A 20,314-nucleotide genomic window follows, 5' to 3' on the forward strand; every position below is an offset into this window, starting at 1 on the left:
TCTACTCCTCCGTTACCTGCACCGTGAGGTTAGCCTTTACTTCAGTGTGCAGCTTCACTGTTACCTGGAACGTGCCTACATGGCGGATCGGATCGCTCAGCTCAATCTTGCGCTTGTCGATCACGATTCCCTGCGTAGCCGCCAGCGTTTCGCCGATCTGTTTGCTGGTGATCGCCCCGAACAGACGGCCGCCTTCGCCCGCTTTGGCCTTCAGCGTCAAGGTCAGCTCATCAATCTTCTTGCCGAGCTGAACAGCTTCCTCTTTCTCCTGGTCCTTACGGCGCTGTTCCGCTGCCGCCTGGTTCTCCAGCGTCTTCACATTGCCGTCGGTAGCCGGACGAACCAGTCCGCGCGGCAGCAGGAAGTTGGCTGCATAACCTTCGGATACCTCTTTAACCTGCCCCTTCTTGCCTTGACCCTTAACATCCTTGATGAAAATGACCTTCATTCGAATAGCCCCTCTTTCGATTCAATTTCGGCCAGTACTGCAAGCAGTCTGGCTTCTGCTTCCTTAGTGGTTCCTTCAAGCTGTACAGCCGCATTGGATAGATGTCCGCCGCCCCCCAGCTTCTCCATAACCACTTGTACGTTCATCCGCCCCAGTGACCGGGCACTGATGCCGATCAGGCCGTCAGGCCGCTCACTGATCACGAATGAGGCAACCACATTGGTCATTCCCAGCAGCGTATCCGCCGTCTGGGCAATCAGCAGCTGTGGAATTTTCATTCCCGGCGCAGTAACCACCAGCGCGATATGATCATATACCATCCGCGCATGCTTGATAATCTCCGCCTTGGAGATGTACTCCTGCAGATCCTCCTTCAGCATGCGCTGAATCAGAATCGTATCTGCCCCGACACGCCTCAGGAATCCGGCTGCCTCGAAGGTCCGCGACCCGGTATGCAGCGCGAAATGCTTCGTATCCACCGTGATACCCGCCAGCAGCATGGTAGCCTCCAGCGGACTGAGCTTGATCTTGTCGTGAATATACTGCAGCAGCTCGGTCACCAGCTCACAGGTTGAAGATGCGTAAGGCTCCAGATACACGAGCACTGCATCATTGATGAACTCTTCTCCCCGGCGGTGATGGTCTACTACTACGATCCGGCTGGCGTATTGCACCAGCCGCGGCTCCATTGTCATGGAAGCCTTATGTGTATCTACAACTATCAGCAGCGTATGCTCCGTCATAACCTGCAGCGCCTGCTCTGTCGTGATGAAGGTCTTGTATAGCGCTTCATCCTTACGGATCTGCTCCATCATGCGGGTAATGGACGGATTCGGCGTCTCCATTACAATACTGGCTTCCACGTTGTACATCTGCGCGGCCTTGAGCAGGCCGATTGCCGCACCTACAGCATCGATATCAGGCACCCTGTGCCCCATAATCAGCACCCGGTCGCTCTCCTGCATCAAATCGCGCAGGGCGTGGGCGATCACCCGTGCCCGTACCCTCGTCCGTTTCTCTGCGGCATTGCTCTTGCCGCCATAGAAGGAGAGCCGCTGGCCCGCCTTCACAGCCGCCTGGTCTCCGCCCCGGCCCAGTGCCATATCCAGACTCGACTGGGCAAGAGCACCGAGCTCACTGGCCGATTCCGAGCCATAGGCAAGGCCTATGCTGAGCGTCATCGGCACCTTGAGATCAGCCGTCATCTCGCGGACCTCATCGAGTACAACGAACCGGCTCTCCTCCAGCGCCTGGAGACTGCGGTGGTTCAGCAGCATCAGATACCGCTCTGAAGACAGGCGGCGCAGATAGACTTCAAACTGCTTGCTCCACTCCGTAATCTCGCTGGCTACCTTCGCGATCAGCGATGTGCGCTGCTGATCGTCCATTCCCTGGGCCGCTTCATCCAGATTGTCCATCATTACAATACCGATCGCCAGCTTTTCTTCCTCATACCGCTCACGCAGGACCACCAGCTCAGTGATATCGTAGAGATAGAGCAGACGTTCACTTGGAATCACCACCACCTGATAATAACGGTCATCGACCGTGATCTCCTGGCGGTGATCCTTCAGCGCACCGTCTTTGGCGGGTTCGCGCTTCTGCGGTATATTCTTCAGAGAAGCAATGACATCGGGCATCAGCTCCTGCATATCTTCACCCACAAGAGTCTTGCGGGAGAAGATCTGGCTGGCATTGCGGTTATTCCACTCTACTGTACGGTCTTCACTGTACAGGATAATCCCTAAGGGAAGCATACTTACAGCCTCTCCTTCCACCCGTTTAATGCGGAAGGAGAGGCCGTTAATATAATCTACAAGGTTGCGGCGGAACGACAGCTCGGCCTGCAGCATGGTGAAACACAATGTGCCGGCCAGGAAGAGGCTGGCAACACCGAGGACCCAGTTATAGATACTGACCACTATAATCAGGACCAGCAGCAGCAAGAACGCCCACACGGTATGATACCCGTGCCAGCGTCTTTGCAGAAATTTTGGCATGAGCTCTCACCCTATCGTTTCGATTTCTTCACAAGCTCCCGCAGCGGAAACGCCAGATCGACAACACCGATAATCCAGAATCCCGGCAGGACGATAACAGGTATCGCCAGCAGCAGCGCTACTATCTTGCTCCACTTCCGTTCATGTATCAGGAAGAAGAGGAAACCGATGGTTTGAATCTTGAATGCGATTTGCAGCAGCGGCAGCAGATTGGCCGAGACCATCAGCATGAAGCCGCTGTCCGAACCGCCGAAGAGCAGGCTGAGCACTACGCCAAGCAGATAATACCAGATGAAGGCTCTGGACAGTCTCCACTCCCGTGCAGGCTTAAGTCTTGGCACCGCGTATTCCATGCTGTTCAGAATCGGACGGACAATGGAATGCGTAATGACAGCTATGATGAATGCGCTAAGGATGAGCGTCATCGGAATAGCCTGGATGGTCAACCAGCTCATCATGCCAATCTGATCCGATGAAATGGTGATCTCGGAGAGCAGAGGATTGCTTGCCCCCATAGTGGCCAGCCAGTCCGTATAAGTCTGCAGAACATCGTATACATAATCGTACAAGTTAAACTGCAGGAATGTAGTACTGATTAACAGAATCAGCAGGAATTCACCTAAAACTGCGACCATACCGGCAATTAGCGTAGACATCGCTGATGCGCGTTTCTTATACCGGCGTCCCATTACAAGGGCCGGTATCAGGAAATAAATAGCTATCAATACGTAAAACGGTGTAATCAGGCCCACAATCAGCAGGACCGGCACTATATGCAGAATAAACTGCTTCGTGCTAAGAGTCGTAAAGAGCACAATGGCCGGAATAATCATAAACAGCGTCGTGATAAGCAGTAATGGGGTGGACAGGGATAACAGCAGCAGCAGATAAGCTATGCTCCAAGCCACAGATGTCCAGCGAAATTTCAACAGTATTCACCTCTTACGCATATGTTCTTCTAGTGCAGATATATCCTGGTACCATTCTTCCAGCTGATGGCCTTCCTGCCTGTGCTTTCTCAGCTTCTCCATCAGCAAGTCATCCAGTTCACGATAAGGGATACCAAGTCTGCGCCCCAATATATATGAGCTCATAATCAGGCTGGCCAGGCTGTCGCCTACACGGGCGGTACTGCCTTCCCACAACGCTTTGAATAACCGTGAGACTTGATCGATTACTTCGGTCTTTAACCACTCAATTACCTTGGCGCGTTTGGCCACGTCCAGGTCCTTCGGCACATTGGGCACGTCTCTCTACCTCCGGCAAAAAGCATTATTCTCCATTATAGCATAAATATTTCCGAGCCACACGGACGCCAGCCTCCCGGATCATCCGCATAGTAGAGCCTTAGATCCGGGTGTGATTCATGGACTTTACAGGCACACCGGAAGGTGTCCACAGCCTGCCTTTCAAAAAAGGCCCGCATTCCGTTACGCCGGAAATACAGGCCTTGGTTCCTTAAGCATTTGTCGCCATATGGATGAGGTTATAACGATTCCTGGGATTGCCGCGAGACAACCTTTTCGCAATATTCGATGATCTGACTCCGGCGCACAATACCAATGAACCGTTTCATGTCGTCAACTACAGGTACAAAGTTCTGTACTTTGGCCAGGTTAATCAAGTCCTCCATATCCGCATCAATGGATACCGGCAGATTATTCATCCGCAGCGGTACATCCTTAAGCAGATATTTGGAAGCATTCTCAAAAGTAACGGCGCCGCCCGACTCCTTCATGTACCAGAGCAAATCACCTTCTGTGACTGTTCCTGCATATTCTCCGTTCCGGTTCAGAATCGGCACTGCGGTATAGCGGTGAAACTCCATCCGTTCCAAGGTCTGGCGCAGCGTCGAATCCAGTGTAACGCAAGCTACCTCCTGTTTCGGAAGTAAAAAAAACGCAATATTCATCTCTTGATCCTCCTCAAAGAGTTCCGAAGGAATGATGCTCTACCTTCCGTGCTGCAAGGCCCACCGTAGTTATACGCCTGAGACAGCAATTCGTTCCACTTTATTATACCATGAAGACAATAAACAGCAGCCATTAACCTTGCGAATGGCTGCTGTTTTTATGGGGGACAGAAGGTACGCGTCCGCCCTTACTGGGCTGTAGCTGTAGCCGCAGGCTCCAGGGCATTCTCTGCTTTGCCTGGTTCAATTAGCTGGTCCACCGGTGTGCTGGCATTCATCCAGTTATCGATCATGGCCTTAGCTTCACTCAGATCCTCTTCATCAACAATATCGTAATACACGCCATTGATACGTTCGCCTTCGCCCATCACCGTGAAGCTGGAGATATCCATGTCCTTGCCGCCCATGAATTTCTTGGCCAGACTGATGATCGTGGAAGGCTGTATGTCTGTTTTGAAATTATCGCCCATAATATCCAGCAGCTCCGGGATGTTGCCGATTTGGCTGATTGATAACATTTTATTCGCTACCACATCGATAAATACCTGCTGGCGTTTGGTCCGGTTGAAATCGCTATCCTCGCGGTAACGGGTGTAGTTAAGCGCCTCTTCACCACTGTAATTCGACTTATTGGCCTTAATGGTGAATTTCTCATGATCCGCACCTTTGTTGACAATATCCTTCTTGATCGGCAGCGGAACACCGCCAATAGCGTCAACCGCATCCTTCAGGCCCTGAAAATTAATTGTGGCATAATATTGAATATCATGGCCCAGCAAGGCTTCCAGGGTATCTTTAGCCATTTGCTGGCCGCCAAAAGCATAAGCATGCGTGATTTTGTCCTTCTTGTTGTCACCATGCCCGATAATTTCCGTGTACGTGTCACGGGGGATTGAGATCAGCAGAATCTTATAATCCTCCGGACGGATAACGGCATAGATCATCGTATCGGACCGGGCCACTTCATTGCCCCGCTGGTCTGTACCCAGGAGCATTAAAGAGAACGGGTCGCTTTTGTATACTACCGGGGCAGGTTTAACCGTTGTGGTAGTTGTACCGTTATTCTCCAAAGGCTGGTAGGATTCTTCCGCCAGCTTGGTTTCCACCTGATCCGACAAAAAGAGGTCAAAGGCCAGCACCGCGAGCGGCTTCTGGAACAAAAATCCTCCGGCTACAATGACCAGGGCTACAATGAGTGCAATGTATCTTTTCTTCAGTTTTTTTATTTTTTTCATAATTATAATTCCTTCTTTATGGTGGATTGTACATATGATTGCCGTGATTGCCGTGCTCTATTTATAATGCCTGCCTGGACTTTCAGACAGTCATGACTGGGCTCTTCTTGCTGCTATGCGCTGCCCTGCTTAAGGATATGGTTCCCCCTTTCCGGGATTTCGGGTCGTTCTAATTGTAGAATAAACCTGGAAAACTGCTTTGACACATAAACAATATTTCTATTGTAATCACTTCACACCTAAAAAGAAACAACAAATAACGACAGCATCGGCGCGATAGCCGCCTGTATTCCTTAAAGTATATGACGCAGGAAAGTCCGTTTTGATGCTCATTTCCAAAAAAATAATTAAAAATGACGGCCCGCACTGCCTGCCTAGGCAACAGATCGGACCGTCATTATTTATCTAATCGATTTCCTTGATCCACCAGTTCTGCGGATCACGTATATTGCTGAGCGCGTTCGTAGATACACCCTGGAGGCGTTTATTAACCGCGGTAATATTAGAGCGTTCGGAGAAAAAGATCATTGGAACCTCGTCATTAATCAGCTTCTGCCATTCATAATAAACCTCTTTGCGGAAATCCTGGTCGTAAGCTTTCAGGCTTACCCCGTCACGGATGAGTTCCTCGCTGCGCTTGGACGTCCACCGCGGATAATTCCACGAATCGGTTGCCCGCCATAAGCCCGAAGGATCGGGGTCGCTGGCCAGCCCCCATACACCGTTAAACAGCTCTACGGACGGATCATCGGACTCTACCGCTTCATAAAAGCTGTTCAGCTCCTTCAAGCTGCCGCCGTTTAACTGAACATTCAGGCCGACATCATGCCAGTTCTGCAGAATCGCTGCAGTACGCGCCTCTGCTGTTTTGCTGCCGGACATCGCGTCGTAATGAATCGTGAATTTCTTACCGCTTGGATCCTCGCGGAGCCCGTCTCCGTCCGTATCGAGATATCCTGCCTCATCCAGCAGGGTCTCTGCCTTCTCCGGAAGATAGGCATAGGTATCTATTTCCTGGTCATCGATCTTAGCCCAGCTTGAGCTGGGAATAGGAGTCTCGATCAGTGTTCCCAGGCCATAGGAATATTTATCAATAATACCTTGCCGGTCAAGCGCATAATACATCGCTTTGCGGAGCCGCTTATCCTGGAATTTGGGATTATCCATCACCACCTGGCCGCTCTCATCATCCCAGTGTCCAAACTTGAACCCTATATATTCATAAGACAGCCCCGGTGTCACTTTGATCTCCACATTGTTCAGCTGCCCTGCAGCCTGGTAAGCATCCCGCGGAAGGGTACCGATATCGATGCTTCCGGCTTCAAGCAGGGCCGTCATGTCCTTGCTGTCAATGACCTTGTAGGTTACTCCGTCCAGCAGAGCTTCCCCTTTATAATAGTCATCGAACCGTATCATCTCGACACTCTCACCCGGCACAATAGCCTTAATCATGAAAGGACCGGTGCCAATAGGCTGCTTACGGACCTGATCACTGTCCAACATATCCTTCACTGCGACGCCCTCGAAATACCTCTTGTTCATCGGATAGGCCCACAGATTATCGATCATGTTCGCCCGCGCTGAATTCATCGTAATACGCAGCGTATACGGGTCCATCACCTTGAGTCCGGTGATTTCCTTAGCCTCCCCCAGGTGGTAAGCTTCGGCTCCCTTAATCATTTCCACGCTATAATACCTGGAGCCCGGATAATCCGGGCTGGCGATGGTCTCCAGGGCAAACTTCCAGTCCTCCACGGTCAGCTCATCGCCGTTATGCCAGCGGACACCGGGTTTAATGGTGAACGTAAATACCGTATGATCCTCAGATTCCTGCCAAGTGGCAATGTTTGGAGCGGTAGACAGGTCATCGTTGACTTTGAACATGGCTTCCGTAGTGAATTCAAGCACATTCGCATCGTCTTCCCCTTCAATAAAGGCCGGTTCGAAATTGCCCTGAAACGCAGATGAATATCCATATGTTACTGTCTCGCCTGCTATAGGTTCATCGGCTGTTTTGCTTAAGCGCGTCATATAAGACTCGGCGCCTGGGCTTGGCCCGCTGCATGCAGACAACGCCACCGCAAGCATAAGCGGGAGCATTAGCCGGCCGATGATATTTTTTGACATATATTTCTTCCCTCCCGGGTTCCATCGCGCTTTAATGTAAGCGGTTTCTACACTGAATTTTACTATAACTCTCATTGTTCAGCTCATGGACATTTGAATACGCCACATAATAGAGGATAACCAATATTGGCTCTAAAGTGAAGCCTTTAATTTCTATTCGGTCTGCAGAAGCCCCCGTGAAATGTGAAAAAAGCCTGCCTTGACGGGCAGACTTCTGGAGTAATCACACTTATTTTTCCTCCTCGGGATGTATGATGCTAAGGCCCTCAACATGCCTCTTCTGCATCAGTTTGCGCTTCTTGCGGGTATCCTTGCTCTCGAAAATAATATCAAAATCATAATCCTCCGGGTATAGCTCCTCTTTGGACAGATATGGCTTCAAGCGCTTATGGTTTACGGTTATTTTCTGTTTCTGGATCATCACTCCGACCATCCCCCGGCTGTCCTTCTTCATATATACAATTCCCGTGCGCCCCAGGGTAGTGACGTAAACAGCATCTCCCACTTCAAAATCAGGCTTCGCCGCCGGAACGCTGTGCCCCGTATCAGCTGCATCATCCCGGTTTTGATCCGGATTGCCGCTCTGGGACGCAGCATTCCTCTTCTCTGCATCAGCAGCTCTTGAACCCTGTTCCTGTCTGTAAGGGCTATTCCACGGCCTCTGGCTGCCTCTATGCTCCTGCTGCTCGGCTACAAGCTGTTTGGCACGCTCAATAACCGGTTTGTTTATGCCGAGCTGCTCGGCAATCTGCAAGGCATAGCTCTCGCCCGCTTCGCCAATCGTCAGCCGGTACAGCGGCTGCAGAGTCTCTTTATCGAACTCCATCCGTGCATTCTGAAATCCCGGTGTAGCTGCCGCAAATACCTTAAGTTCGTTGAAGTGGGTGGTTACCACAATATTAGCACCTTTACGGTTCAGCTCCTCCAGAATAGCAATCGAAAGTGCGAACCCTTCCCCGGGGTCCGTACCTGCCGCCAGCTCATCAATCAGCAGAAGTACGCCTCTGCCGGCATCACTAAGCATTCCTTCTATGCTCTTCATTTGTGCAGAGAAGGTACTGAGCGACTGCGTCAGACTCTGACCATCGCCAATTACGCTAATTACATTGCTGAACACAGTAAAATCACTGCCCGGCGCAACCGGCACCAGCAGACCGGATTGCGCCATCAACGACAGCAGGCCCAGCGTTTTGAGTACTACTGTTTTGCCGCCTGTATTGGGGCCGGTTACGATCAGAGATTTGTAGCCCTGACCAAACTCCAGACTGACCGGCACCATATCCTTGAGCAGAGGATGCCTGCCCCCATTCATCCGCAGGAAGCCGCGTTCATTCAGTGAGACCGTCCGGGCATTAAGAACCCTGGCATACTTTCCCTTGGCGAAGATGAAATCATAAGTACCGGTTACTTCAATATTCAGCCGCAGAGCAGCCTGTTCCTGCTCTAGCAGCCCTGTCAGCATACTTAGGATGATTCCTTCCTCCCGGGCTTCATCAGCTGACAATAGCTCAATCTCCCCCTGAAGGGAGGCCACCTCGTCCGGCTCTACGAAGACGGTCTGCCCGCTGGTCGACTGATCCAGCACGGAACCCTTAATTTGCTTATGATACTCCCGTTTCACCGGAATCACATACCGGCCGCCGCGCATGCTGATCAGACTCTCCTGAAGGATGGACTTATGGCGCGCCATAATACTCTCCAGCTTTCGGTGCAGACGATCCTTGGCCACAGCCAGCCGTTTGCGCACCCGCTCCAGTCCTTTGCTGGCCTGATCGTCAATAACACCCAGCCGGATACAACGTTCGATCTCATCCCTGACAGAACTCAGCTCCTGCAGAGAAGCTCCGTAAGCAGCAATACGCGGCGCACTCTGCTCCTTGGATGCCATATACTTACGCAGCTGTCCGCAGCTGTGCAGGAACACGGATACTGCGGTGAAATCCTGCTCATTGTACAGATAACCGGTTCCAAGCAGTGACAGCACCCACTCAATGCCTTCCAGTGACGGAATAGGCACACTCGCCCCCCGCTCCAGCAGCTCTTTGGCTTCGTCCGCTTCATCCAGTGCACGGTGTATGGCCGGCAGATAGGTCATCGGCGCAAGCTCGCTCACATATCTTTTCCCTTCATAGGATACAGCATGGCGCATTAACTCCTGTTTGATTGTCTCATATTCCAAGATGTTCATACTCTGTAGATTCACTCTGATTCCTCCTTATATAGATGCCTGTATTTCAGGTTTGCTCCCTAACGCAAAAAGGGCGAAGACCCGCCACTGCGGCAGTCTTCGCCCTCTTTTGAATGCTATTCTCCTCTTTGGCTTCAGGTACTGGCCCCACCCGCTGGATGAAAAGCTCCTGAAAACAGAAAAAACCGTGCTGCAAAGAGCACGGTTAATCACAAAGAGAATAATAGCCGTAAAGAGGCCATCATGACGCTTCGCGTGTGTTCTTAACTAAATCATTCATTCTTACAGCCTGCGGCTAATCAGACATGTCACCAGGACATAGTCTAACAAGACATGCTCCTGGCAATGATTGGAGCACGCTGCGGCTTACTGCCGGAATGATATGAAGTTGCTTAGTTAAGAACGCTCACCAACATCAAAATTTCCCCTTTAGTTATAGGATACCTGTAATTTACTACATCTGGAATCCGGTTGTCAATTGCCGGCAAAGCAATTCATTACCCATGTAATTCCGTTTTTACCGTCGGTAACCTGTCCATGAAGTGCGCCGAAGAAGGTTTTTTGCAGCTCCACCTTGACCTGCCCGCCCTCTGAGCTCAATTTCTCATAAATCGCCCGCATTTCATCTTCGTTGTCCAGCCCCAGAATAACACTTACATCCTCTGTCTTGGCACCTTTACCGTAATCATCGGAGAAATGAATCAGTGTCTGCCCCAAATGCAGCTCAGCATGCAGCAGCTGCCATTATGTTCATTCAGAACCTTGATCTCTCCGCCAAAAACGCTCTTGTAGTACTCCACAGACTCCTGCACGTGCTCAATAATGATGTAAGGACTTGCACTGATCATTGTTCATTCCTCCAAGTTTTATTTAAATGGCATATATAGATTGAACTTGTATTTTTTCTATTTTGGGATTGCCGTGACTCCAGAGAAGGTTTGGCCCTCCGGCCGCTGCCCGTCTGCAGATTTCTTGAATGTAACCCGCTGCTCGCGGTGGAAATCCGCAGACAAAGGCGGACGCTGGCGCTCCTACAGTTCCAAAATTCTCCTCCGAAACTTTTCCCTTTTTAGTATATTTTCAAGTTCAATCTATATAGCTAGTATTCTGCCCTGTTATACAGTTTTTGCCCGCGGTAATTCTTTTGTATGCATGCAAAAAAGCAGCCGGCTAAGCCGGCTGCTTCATAAAACGTCCTATTCCGTTGTGTAAGGCAGCAGCGCGATTTGACGCGAGCGTTTTACAGCAATGGTCAGAGCGCGTTGGTATTTTGCACTTGTACCAGTTACACGACGCGGCAAAATCTTTCCGCGTTCGCTGATGAACTTCTTAAGAAGCTCAGTGTCTTTATAGTCAATGTGAGTAATCTTGTTCACAGTGAAGTAGCACACTTTTTTACGCTTGTTGCGTCCACCACGACGTGCCGGTCTTTTGTCGTTGTCCGCGCCTTCTCTTGGTTTAAAAGCCATGTTCAGTTCAGTCCTTCCTTATTAAAATGGCAAATCATCGTCCGATATATCGATCGGTTTTCCATCGCCTGAAAAAGGATCTTGAGTATTGTTGTTACGCGAGAAATTGTTGTTATTTCCGCGTGCACTGTTACCGCCGTTACCGCCGCCACCAAAGGCAGGCTCTTCGGGAGTACTTCCACCACTTGGTGCATTTCCGCCTTCACGGTTCTGCGAGGATTCCAGGAATCGGACATTATCAGCAATAACTTCAGTGACGTATACACGTTTACCTTCATTATTCTCGTAATTCCGTACTTGGATGCGTCCTTCTACGGCTGCCAGTCGTCCTTTGCGCAAGTAATTGGCACAGGTCTCAGCCAGCTGTCTCCAGGTTACTACCGGGATAAAGTCCGCTTCGCGTTCACCGTTCTGGCCCGTAAAGTTGCGGTCTACGGCAAGCGTAAACTGCGTTACGGCAACACCAGCGGGAGTATAACGAAGTTCCGGGTCACGGGTCAACCGACCGATCAGAATGATACGGTTCAACAATTCAATCCCCTCCTTATAGCGCGATTCGTTACAAAGCTTGTCAATATCTTAGGCAACGTCGTTCGTAATGAGATAACGAATTACTTCGTCGGAAATCTTCATGAGACGTTCCAATTCGGTAACTACTGCAGGTTCTGCATTGAAGTTAACCAAAACATAAACGCCATCACGGAATTTCTTGATCTCATACGCAAGACGGCGTTTACCTTGCACATCGTGCTTTGTAATTTCTCCGCCGTTGGAGATGATGCCTTGGAATTTTTCGACTGCTGCTTGAACAGCTTCTTGTTCAATGTCAGGACGAATAATGTACATGACTTCATATTTGCGCATAATTTTCACCTCCTTATGGTCTGAGGCCCCTGATCACGTCAGGAGCAAGGAACGAGCACAAACATAGACTCGCACCAAATCAATATACCAAATCCCACTGATGAATGCAAGCTTTATTCATACGCACCAGATCATGGACCGATATTAATTACATGAAGATGTCTCTGCAAGGCCACAATATAACCGCTCCACCACTTTACAGAAGGAGGCTTATCATACTATGGGCGAGAAAACAGAGTACGAAAAGGGCGATAAAGCCCCCAATCCGGGGGTTTATACAGAAGTAGGCGAAGCGCGCAGCTTCCATACCGAGATCCAGAATCCCAAGCGGATTGAAATGGAGAAGGGCGACACGTTTCCTGAGACCTCCAATCAGAACCGCAAGTGGAAAAAGGTCGAGAAAGCACGCGTGCATTAAAATAACCAATCGCATCGCATGTATAAAACCTGTCCGGCTGCACATACTATACTCAGGCAGTACAAAAGAGAGGTGTGGTTCCGTTGAACGTCGTAGACGAACACAATCACAGGGATTCTGAATCAGCAACTATTGTAACCCGGGGAGAGTAAAGGCCGTTCCTAAAAAAAGCAGCCTGGCACAACCTGTTTCACTTTAGCGGCTACAGACAGAGATTTCCAAACATCATTGATGTACTGCCTCTGGAGAGAGACCTTTGCAGGTCTCTCTTTTTGTATGTCTTCATGCAGAAATAAAAAAACCTTCGTCACCAGAACGAAGGGATAGTATTTAATGTATATAATGCTGAAGTGGCGGAGAGGGTGGGATTCGAACCCACGCACGCTGTGACACGCCTAACTGATTTCGAGTCAGCCCCCTTGGGCCTCTTGGGTACCTCTCCGCAGCAAGAATTATTGTATCATGCCAAAGTTACAATTGCAAGCTATTTGCACTAGCGCTTTACCTCTGCTGCAAGCTTAATTGTTTTCGGCTCCGCTCTCAGCAGAATGAAGAACCTTCTTCATGTTTTTTTCGAATTTAGCACGGGGGATTAGGACGCTATGCTGACAGCCGGTACATTTAATCCGGATATCCATTCCCATACGGATAATCTCCATCTCGTTCGTTCCGCAGGGATGCGGCTTCTTCATCTGTACAATATCACCCAGCCCGAATACTTTGCGTTCCATTATTCTTCTTCCCCTTCCTCTCCCTCTTGCGCAGCAGCTATCTGTCTTCTCGGACTTGCCTGCTGCTCCTCACGGGCTCTACGGGCGCTCTCAGAGAGTTCCTCCTCTTGAGCCGCTTCAGCCTCCCTTGCCTCCCTGTCTGCCTGCACACGAGCCTCCTGCTCTGCCTTGGCTGCTTCCAAAGCGCTTTGCTGCTCCAGGGCCTGCTTAATATCACTCTGAATCTGCCGCTCTGCGGAATCTCTGGCGTTAGGCATGCAATTAGCCGCCACCCGGATTACATACTCCGAAGTACTCATCGACTGAATACCCAGCACATTGGGATAGTCAATTACACTGGGGTTCCGTTCCTCTATCCCCTTAAGCGCTTCTCCAATCAGTGCAAGTGTTGCTTCTAAACCCCGCTCTATTTTGACAGGCACATCCACCACCGCCAGGGCATTAGCCAGCGAATAATTCGTAACGTTTACAATCGTGCCATTCGGTATGATATGCACTTCCCCTGTCGCACTCAGCAGCCGGGTCGTTCTCAGGCCAATCATTTCTACCGTACCTTTATAGGTTCCACTCTGGATGACATCGCCTACTGCAAATTGATCCTCGAAGATGATGAAGAAACCGGTAATTACATCTTTGACCAAACTTTGTGCGCCGAACCCTATCGCCAGCCCCACAACTCCGGCCCCGGCCAGCAGCGGTTTCAGATCGAATTGGAATACAGACAGAATCATCATAATCATGACAAAGTTACATATGAAGGCAACCACATTTTTCATAAGTCCGCCTACTGTTGAGAATCGGCGGTTATTCGCTAAGCGCCTTCCCCGCGTCTCCCTCTCCAGGGAACGGTCGATAACACCTGAGACTACCTTAATAATCACCCGGGTCACAAGAAAAAGCAGCAGAATCTGCACCCCGGAAAACAGCACGGTAGCCCACATATCTGCATTGGTTACCCATTCCCATATTCTATCCTTAAAGCGGACCGCTTCTTCGACTGCCTCGCTCGGTGTTGTCACTTCCAGCATCCAGTTATTCATCTAGCTCCTCCTTCTTCACAACCTCCACATATCCAATACCATCACTTGATTTGGCAAAGATCCCGCGTATCTCTACATTCTGCTCCGCCACAATGACCCGCACCTCTTCCAATGCATTCCGGTAGAATTGGATCGACATGGCGCAACCGGCTGTAATCTCCTTGGGTGTAGGAAATATATCAATTTCAATCTCCGCATATTCCAGCAGCATCTCAGCGCGCAGCGCCTGCTGGGTCGAATCAAAGGCTATTAGCAGTTCATCCTCCACACTCCGCGCCTCCTCTGGGCTATTCGTCCTATCTATTGCCGCCATAGTATAAAAAGCCACTTTCATCCATATACTAGGATCATCAGAACAGAAAGGAAGATCATATGAATTTCTCTTCTAAAGCTTCATCCCTGCAAGAACCATCCTGTTTAAAAATATCACATGCTGATCCCGATATCTATTCTGCGATTACTCATCGGCTTCTTTTCCACTTTTCACGCACACGTACAGATACACCCATTGTTATTGTCTGTGTAGGCACAGACCGCTCTACCGGTGATTCACTTGGGCCGCTGGTCGGCACTGCGCTTGCCCGCTTCCATAGCCCCTTATTCCATCTCTACGGAACGCTGGACGAGCCAGTTCATGCTGTTAACCTGGAGGAGACTCTCTCCCTCATTTATCAGAAACACCCTAACCCGTTCATCATCGGAATTGATGCCTGTCTGGGCCAGTCAACAAGCGTTGGCTGCATCCAGGTCGTAGACGGCCCCCTCCGGCCGGGAGCAGGGGTCAACAAGCAACTCCCGCCAGTAGGTGATATCCATTTGACAGGCATTGTGAATGTCGGCGGCTTCATGGAGTATTTTGTACTGCAGAATACGAGATTAAGCCTTGTAATGAGATTATCCGATATCATTGCTTCCAGCCTATACTCCGCACTTAAGCAATGGAACCTTCATGCTAGATCTGCTGCAGCGCGAGAGCAATAACTTCCTTCTCCTCTGGAGACAGGGGATACTGCGACTCTCCCTTTTCAAGCGGTTTGGAGTATATATATGAGTTCTCGCGGTTGTGCAGACTGCTCAGCACAATTCCGCTATGGTTGTCATCCAGAATGGCAAGCGAGAAGCTCAGATCATTGCCGCGCTCTCCAAAGGCATTATAGCGTTTCATGGCTACCTTGGACTTCATCCCCCGCATTTTGGCTTGTGCGGCTTCAATCATTGCCTTATGCTCACGCTGACCATCCTCCAGCATATCTCCCTGGTTCTTCAGGTTTACCAGCAGGCTCTCCAGATCCTCAATGCCGTTCCCGGTCATCATCGCTTCGTATCTGCGCCGCATCTTGCGGATCTTGGCACCTTGAATAATTAGAACAATTGCCAGCAGAATAATTATCACTGCAAAACCCATAATGAACACCGACAGCTGTTCACTTATTACTTCATTTAATTCCGACATATATGGACCATCCTTTGTCTAAATATAAAAATTCATCAGGTTTCACATGATAGCTTATCCTTCTATTTCCCGCCGAACGGTACCGTCCTTTAAAAAGGACGCCAAAGCCATGTCCACTTGTTATCTTGTTCGTGAAGCACCATACATTTCGGCCATCGCATCCAGCAATCTGTTAACATCCTCTTCTGTCGAGCTTACACCAACACTCGCCCTCACCGCTCCACTCTCCAAAGTGTCTGCGGCTTTATGGGCCAGCGGCGTACAATGCATGCCTGCACGCACTGCAATGTTATATTCACGGTCCAGGCGATGGGCAATATCCGCTGACTCTTGTCCCTCCACTACAAACGCTACAATTCCACTGCGCTGAATGCCCAGGCCAGGGCCGAGAATCCTAATCCCCGGGATAACGGCCAAGCCTTCCATCAGCCTCTGCGTCAGCTCCCACTCCTGCATATGAATCCGTTCCGTTCCCATGGCCAGTATTTCCTTCACACCCGCCAGCAGCCCGGCTACACCAACGGCGTTCTGAGTGCCCGCTTCATAGCGGTCAGGCCGCACCACGGGCTGATCACTATTTTCCGACTGGCTGCCTGTTCCGCCGTGCATCAGAGGCTCCAGATCTAAGTGTGGCGATATATACAGCCCCCCGGTCCCTTGAGGTCCTAACAACCCTTTGTGCCCTGGAAAAGCCAGCAGATCGATATTCATTTCCGGCACATTTATATCTAGTGAGCCCGCACTCTGAGCAGCATCCACCAGAAATACAGCTCCGTGTGATTTGACTATATCGCCGATAACCCCAAGAGGAAGTATACTCCCGAGCAGATTGGAGCTATGATTACAAACCACCATTCTGGTATTGTGGCGGAACGAATTTTGAAGTTCTAGCAGATCAACCTGCCCCTCACCATCCACCTGTAAATAATCTACTTCAATACCTATTGTCCGGCGTAAATACTCTAAGGGTCTGCGTACAGAGTTATGTTCTGTCATCGTTGAAATCACATGATCCCCTGGTTGAAGTGTACCCTTAATAGCCATATTTAGCCCCATGGTTGTGTTATGGGTAAAGGCAATATTCTGAGCATTGGAGACTGCGAACAGTTGAGCCAGCAAAGCCCGCGCCCGCACCAGCACGCGCCCTGTACCTATCGCCAGCGAGTGGTTACCGCGTCCGGCATTTGCCCCGGAATGCTCCAGAGCATCCATCATTGCAGCAGCCACTGCAGGCGGCTTAGGCCACGAGGTTGCTGCATGATCCAGATAAACCAGTCTCTCCATCTCTTCACCTCACTATTTTCCGTTTAAAAAACATATCCCTCCATATCCGTTTTAGGGATATCTCAGGATATGTTTTCGGCACAAATATCCAAATCAGTTCCCGAGCAACTCCAGCAATCTTTCCAGGTCTTGGGCACTGTAATAATTTAATTCTATTTTACCTTTTTCCTTACCTTGCTTAATCTTAACGGTTGTTTTGAACCGTTCCCGCAATACTTCCTCAACGTTATCAATATAAGGATCGCGTTTGACCACCTTAGCTTTGATCCCATTCGCAGGTTTGCGGTCGAGGTTTTTCACTACCTCTTCCAATTCTCTCACACTCCACTGCTGTTCCACACACTGTTCGGCTAATTGCTTTATCGTCTCCGGATCTTTCAGCGCTACAATTGCCCGGGCATGACCCATAGAAATTGTTCCACGTGAAACATAATCCTTCACTTCCTCCGGCAGACTAAGCAGCCGCAGGAAGTTGGCAATATGGGATCTGGACTTCCCCACCTTCAGTGATAGCTCTTCTTGGGTAAGAGCAAATTGATCCATTAGCCCTTGATATGCAACCGCAATTTCCATTGCGTTTAGATTCTCACGCTGCAGGTTTTCAATCAGGGCAATCTCCATAACCTGCTGGTCGCTTAAGCTGCGGACTACCGCAGGGATCGTTGCTTTGCCGCAATACTGGGATGCACGGAACCGGCGTTCACCGGCAATGATCTCATAACCCTTCAATACACTGCGGACAATGATTGGTTGAATGACCCCGTGCTGTCTGATAGATTCAGCCAGCTCCTGAATAGCTTCTTCGTTGAAATCTTTACGCGGCTGATACGGATTGGCTCTTAACTGCGACAAGGGTATTTCTACAACCTTGTCATCCTCGTTAATGGATAAAGAAGGTATTAAAGCATCCAAGCCTTTGCCTAGGCGCTTACTCATAAGAAATCACTTCCTTTGCCAACTCTAAATACACTTCCGCTCCTTTGGAACGGGAATCATAAGTAATAATGGATTGTCCGTGTGAAGGAGCTTCACTCAGGCGGACATTACGCGGAATAATGGTTCTATATACCTTTTCCTGGAAGTACTTTTTCACTTCTTCAATCACCTGAATCCCCAGATTGGTCCGGGCATCAAGCATAGTGAGCAGTACCCCCTCTATCTTAAGGTGAGGGTTAAGATTCTTCTGCACCAGTCTTACGGTGTTAAGCAGTTGGCTTAGCCCTTCAAGCGCGTAGTATTCACATTGAATCGGTATAATGACTGAATCCGCTGCTGTCAGAGAGTTAATGGTAAGAATACCCAATGATGGAGGGCAATCGATGATGATGTAATCATAATTCGCCTTGACCGCATTTAGAGCCTTCTTCAGCTTTAGTTCTCTGGATATGGTAGAGACTAATTCAATTTCCGCACCCGCTAATTGAATAGTCGCCGGTATGATATGAAGGCCTTCGATTTGGGTCTCCAATATCGTTTCCTGCGGGTTTGCTTCATTAATAAGAATATCATAAATGCAATTTGCTACATCCGCTTTGTTGACGCCAACGCCGCTCGTAGTGTTGCCTTGCGGATCAATATCAACAAGCAGCACTCTTTTCCCCAAAGTAGCCATGCCGGCACCCAGGTTTACAGAGGTTGTTGTTTTACCGACCCCGCCTTTTTGATTTGCTATGGCAATAATCTTGGACACTTATTTCACCTCGAATTGTTAGAAAGAATCATCTTGTAAGGTCATGAGTTGTATTGGCATAATGATTTGTATACTACGGCATCACATGTGCGGGAAGTGTAGACAAATATACATTAACTTATCCATAAAGTGTATGTGTGATAACGTCTGGAGCTAGTCATAGAAAAGGCGGCCAATCACCTCAGGGCCGCCTTCAGCTTTTGAAACCATTTATCTTTTTGGGATTTGAATAACAATCTCATAATGATCGCCACGGTCATTCTCGGAGGTCTTGATTTCCATCCCCGAACCGGACACCATGTCTATGGATTGGCGTATTGTATTAAGGGCGAGACGAACATCTTTTGTATAGGATACCCGTTTTGATTTCTTTGTCTGTGTAACGGCTTTATAGAATGCAATACGTGCTTCTGTTTGCTTCACATTGAGCTCTTTGGAGATAATCTCAGCCAGCACCTTCATCTGCATCTCTTCACTGTCCAGAGACAAAAGCGAACGCGCATGACGCTCAGTGATCTTTCTTTCCATCAGTGCAACTTTGACTGCCTCCGGTAAATTCAGCAAGCGAATTTTGTTGGCAATCGTTGACTGGCTTTTACCAAGCCTTTGGGCCAGACTCTCTTGCGTCAATTGATGCAGATCAATCAGCTTCTGATAGGCGATTGCCTCTTCAATAGAAGTCAGACCCTCACGCTGCAAATTCTCTATCAGTGCAATTGAAGCTGCTTGTGAATCATTGAATTCGCGTACAAGAGCTGGAATAGTCTCCATGCCCAGCTTTTTGACCGCCCGCCAGCGTCTTTCACCGGCAATGATTTCATACTGGGAATCACGCATACGCACAACGATCGGCTGGATAACTCCATGAGTTTTGATAGTCTGGCATAGCTCATCTATCTTGTCATCATCAAAAATCGTCCGTGGTTGATATGGACTGCTGATGACCTCATGAACCGGGATTTGTTTGATCTCTTCTCCGCTGCTCCGCTCGGTAAATCCAAAAAGCTTGGTGAATTGTTCTTTCATTCCGTTCATAACCACCTAATTTCGTTATAGTACGATCCTTCTAACCTTTCTTACGAAAAGCCTATCGTACAGCGTGAGAAAAGCATCTATCCTATTCATAGTCGCTTTCCTTACAATTAAAGAATGAATCAGATCGCTGATCAGCTCTTTAATTCAAGAACAGCCTGGCCATATTTCTGACCTTCGGTTCTCTGCAACCAGGGTAGTAACAGAGTAGCAGACGAGTCTTCTCTATAAAAAGTCTTACTATAGTATTCTATCACTTTTCTGCTCATAATCCTATTCTCCATATAGACCTATTTTTCCTGCCTAAAGGTCCCCCCGGGTCCTCTTATTCACAAATAAACTCCATAGGGGCCAGTCTTGAGGTAATATGTTACGGCACTGGTGAAAATGCCGTTGATGCTTGGGCATCTATCACAAATCTCA

General features: G+C 49.2%; 21 protein-coding genes, 1 tRNA gene and 1 pseudogene. 2 read left to right on the forward strand and 21 right to left on the reverse strand.

Translation table 11 applies throughout. The features are described 5' to 3' along the window. Position 1 precedes the first annotated feature (1 nt). The 12 genes and pseudogenes from rplI to rpsF all read right to left on the reverse strand — a co-directional run bounded on the left by rplI (position 2) and on the right by rpsF (position 12,243). Positions 2-448, reverse strand: coding sequence for a 50S ribosomal protein L9 (gene rplI, locus GC101_RS14045; protein WP_039295840.1), 447 nt, complete (start codon positions 446-448; stop codon positions 2-4). Further along, positions 445-2,448, reverse strand: coding sequence for a DHH family phosphoesterase (locus tag GC101_RS14050; protein ID WP_171717762.1), 2,004 nt, complete (start codon positions 2,446-2,448; stop codon positions 445-447). Before GC101_RS14050 ends, rplI begins: the two co-directional genes overlap by 4 nt. A gap of 11 nt (positions 2,449-2,459) precedes the next feature. After that, the gene (locus tag GC101_RS14055; RefSeq protein ID WP_076243735.1) at positions 2,460-3,377 is read right to left on the reverse strand and encodes a DUF2232 domain-containing protein; all 918 of its coding nucleotides are present in this window, start codon (positions 3,375-3,377) and stop codon (positions 2,460-2,462) included. Positions 3,378-3,383: 6 nt separating this feature from the next. Beyond that, positions 3,384-3,686, reverse strand: coding sequence for a MazG-like family protein (locus tag GC101_RS14060; RefSeq protein ID WP_171717780.1), 303 nt, complete (start codon positions 3,684-3,686; stop codon positions 3,384-3,386). 248 nt (positions 3,687-3,934) lie between these two features. Next, positions 3,935-4,360 (reverse strand): CBS domain-containing protein, encoded by a 426-nt coding sequence (locus tag GC101_RS14065; RefSeq protein WP_039295831.1) that lies wholly within the window; start codon positions 4,358-4,360, stop codon positions 3,935-3,937. A gap of 188 nt (positions 4,361-4,548) precedes the next feature. After that, the gene (locus tag GC101_RS14070) at positions 4,549-5,595 is read right to left on the reverse strand and encodes an LCP family protein (protein WP_042140592.1); all 1,047 of its coding nucleotides are present in this window, start codon (positions 5,593-5,595) and stop codon (positions 4,549-4,551) included. A 405-nt stretch (positions 5,596-6,000) separates the two neighbouring features. Then, positions 6,001-7,722 (reverse strand): oligopeptide ABC transporter substrate-binding protein, encoded by a 1,722-nt coding sequence (opp4A, locus tag GC101_RS14075; protein WP_171717763.1) that lies wholly within the window; start codon positions 7,720-7,722, stop codon positions 6,001-6,003. A gap of 229 nt (positions 7,723-7,951) precedes the next feature. Next, the gene (locus GC101_RS14080; RefSeq protein ID WP_171717764.1) at positions 7,952-9,925 is read right to left on the reverse strand and encodes an endonuclease MutS2; all 1,974 of its coding nucleotides are present in this window, start codon (positions 9,923-9,925) and stop codon (positions 7,952-7,954) included. A gap of 459 nt (positions 9,926-10,384) precedes the next feature. After that, a pseudogene (locus GC101_RS14085) lies at positions 10,385-10,758 on the reverse strand (VOC family protein). 348 nt (positions 10,759-11,106) lie between these two features. Next, complete coding sequence (gene rpsR / locus GC101_RS14090; protein WP_036699837.1) at positions 11,107-11,379, reverse strand: 30S ribosomal protein S18; 273 nt, start codon at positions 11,377-11,379, stop codon at positions 11,107-11,109. A 21-nt stretch (positions 11,380-11,400) separates the two neighbouring features. Continuing rightward, complete coding sequence (gene ssb, locus GC101_RS14095) at positions 11,401-11,910, reverse strand: single-stranded DNA-binding protein (protein ID WP_039295814.1); 510 nt, start codon at positions 11,908-11,910, stop codon at positions 11,401-11,403. A 48-nt stretch (positions 11,911-11,958) separates the two neighbouring features. Then, positions 11,959-12,243: a 30S ribosomal protein S6 gene (gene rpsF / locus GC101_RS14100; protein WP_038598251.1), complete on the reverse strand. Its 285-nt coding sequence runs from the start codon at positions 12,241-12,243 to the stop codon at positions 11,959-11,961. Between the two features lie 220 nt (positions 12,244-12,463). On the opposite strand from rpsF, the gene GC101_RS14105 reads away from it, so the two are divergent. Continuing rightward, entirely contained in the window at positions 12,464-12,661 is a 198-nt protein-coding gene (locus GC101_RS14105) for a YjzC family protein (RefSeq protein WP_039295806.1), read from the forward strand. 351 nt (positions 12,662-13,012) lie between these two features. On the opposite strand, the gene GC101_RS14110 is transcribed toward GC101_RS14105, so the two are convergent. From GC101_RS14110 to GC101_RS14125, 4 genes are all read right to left on the reverse strand, one after another. Next, positions 13,013-13,103: transfer RNA gene (locus GC101_RS14110), tRNA-Ser, on the reverse strand. 76 nt (positions 13,104-13,179) lie between these two features. After that, a complete protein-coding gene (locus tag GC101_RS14115) occupies positions 13,180-13,392 on the reverse strand; it encodes a DUF951 domain-containing protein (RefSeq protein WP_039295799.1) in 213 nt (70 codons plus the stop codon). Continuing rightward, on the reverse strand, positions 13,392-14,432 hold the full coding sequence (locus GC101_RS14120; protein WP_171717765.1) for a mechanosensitive ion channel family protein: 1,041 nt from the start codon (positions 14,430-14,432) through the stop codon (positions 13,392-13,394). The genes GC101_RS14115 and GC101_RS14120 overlap by 1 nt, the downstream gene beginning before the upstream one ends. After that, a complete protein-coding gene (locus GC101_RS14125; protein WP_171717766.1) occupies positions 14,425-14,700 on the reverse strand; it encodes a putative Se/S carrier-like protein in 276 nt (91 codons plus the stop codon). The genes GC101_RS14120 and GC101_RS14125 overlap by 8 nt, the downstream gene beginning before the upstream one ends. Positions 14,701-14,804: 104 nt before the next feature. On the opposite strand from GC101_RS14125, the gene yyaC reads away from it, so the two are divergent. Next, complete coding sequence (yyaC, locus tag GC101_RS14130) at positions 14,805-15,413, forward strand: spore protease YyaC (protein ID WP_039295795.1); 609 nt, start codon at positions 14,805-14,807, stop codon at positions 15,411-15,413. Here yyaC and GC101_RS14135 read toward each other — a convergent pair. The 5 genes from GC101_RS14135 to noc form a co-directional block, all read right to left on the reverse strand. Beyond that, on the reverse strand, positions 15,385-15,885 hold the full coding sequence (locus GC101_RS14135) for a DUF4446 family protein (RefSeq protein WP_076243742.1): 501 nt from the start codon (positions 15,883-15,885) through the stop codon (positions 15,385-15,387). The two genes, yyaC and GC101_RS14135, sit on opposite strands and share 29 nt — an antisense overlap. Positions 15,886-16,005: 120 nt before the next feature. Next, positions 16,006-17,169, reverse strand: a complete 1,164-nt coding sequence (locus GC101_RS14140) for an aminotransferase class V-fold PLP-dependent enzyme (RefSeq protein WP_171717767.1) — start codon at positions 17,167-17,169, stop codon at positions 16,006-16,008. A gap of 93 nt (positions 17,170-17,262) precedes the next feature. Then, the gene (locus GC101_RS14145) at positions 17,263-18,105 is read right to left on the reverse strand and encodes a ParB/RepB/Spo0J family partition protein (protein WP_042140601.1); all 843 of its coding nucleotides are present in this window, start codon (positions 18,103-18,105) and stop codon (positions 17,263-17,265) included. Further along, entirely contained in the window at positions 18,098-18,859 is a 762-nt protein-coding gene (locus tag GC101_RS14150; RefSeq protein WP_042140602.1) for a ParA family protein, read from the reverse strand. The genes GC101_RS14145 and GC101_RS14150 overlap by 8 nt, the downstream gene beginning before the upstream one ends. Positions 18,860-19,069: 210 nt before the next feature. Next, positions 19,070-19,885, reverse strand: a complete 816-nt coding sequence (noc, locus tag GC101_RS14155; RefSeq protein WP_039295780.1) for a nucleoid occlusion protein — start codon at positions 19,883-19,885, stop codon at positions 19,070-19,072. Positions 19,886-20,314 lie beyond the last annotated feature (429 nt).

This window comes from Paenibacillus phytohabitans (genome assembly GCF_013141775.1).
GTDB classification, from domain to species: domain Bacteria; phylum Bacillota; class Bacilli; order Paenibacillales; family Paenibacillaceae; genus Paenibacillus_AQ; species Paenibacillus_AQ phytohabitans.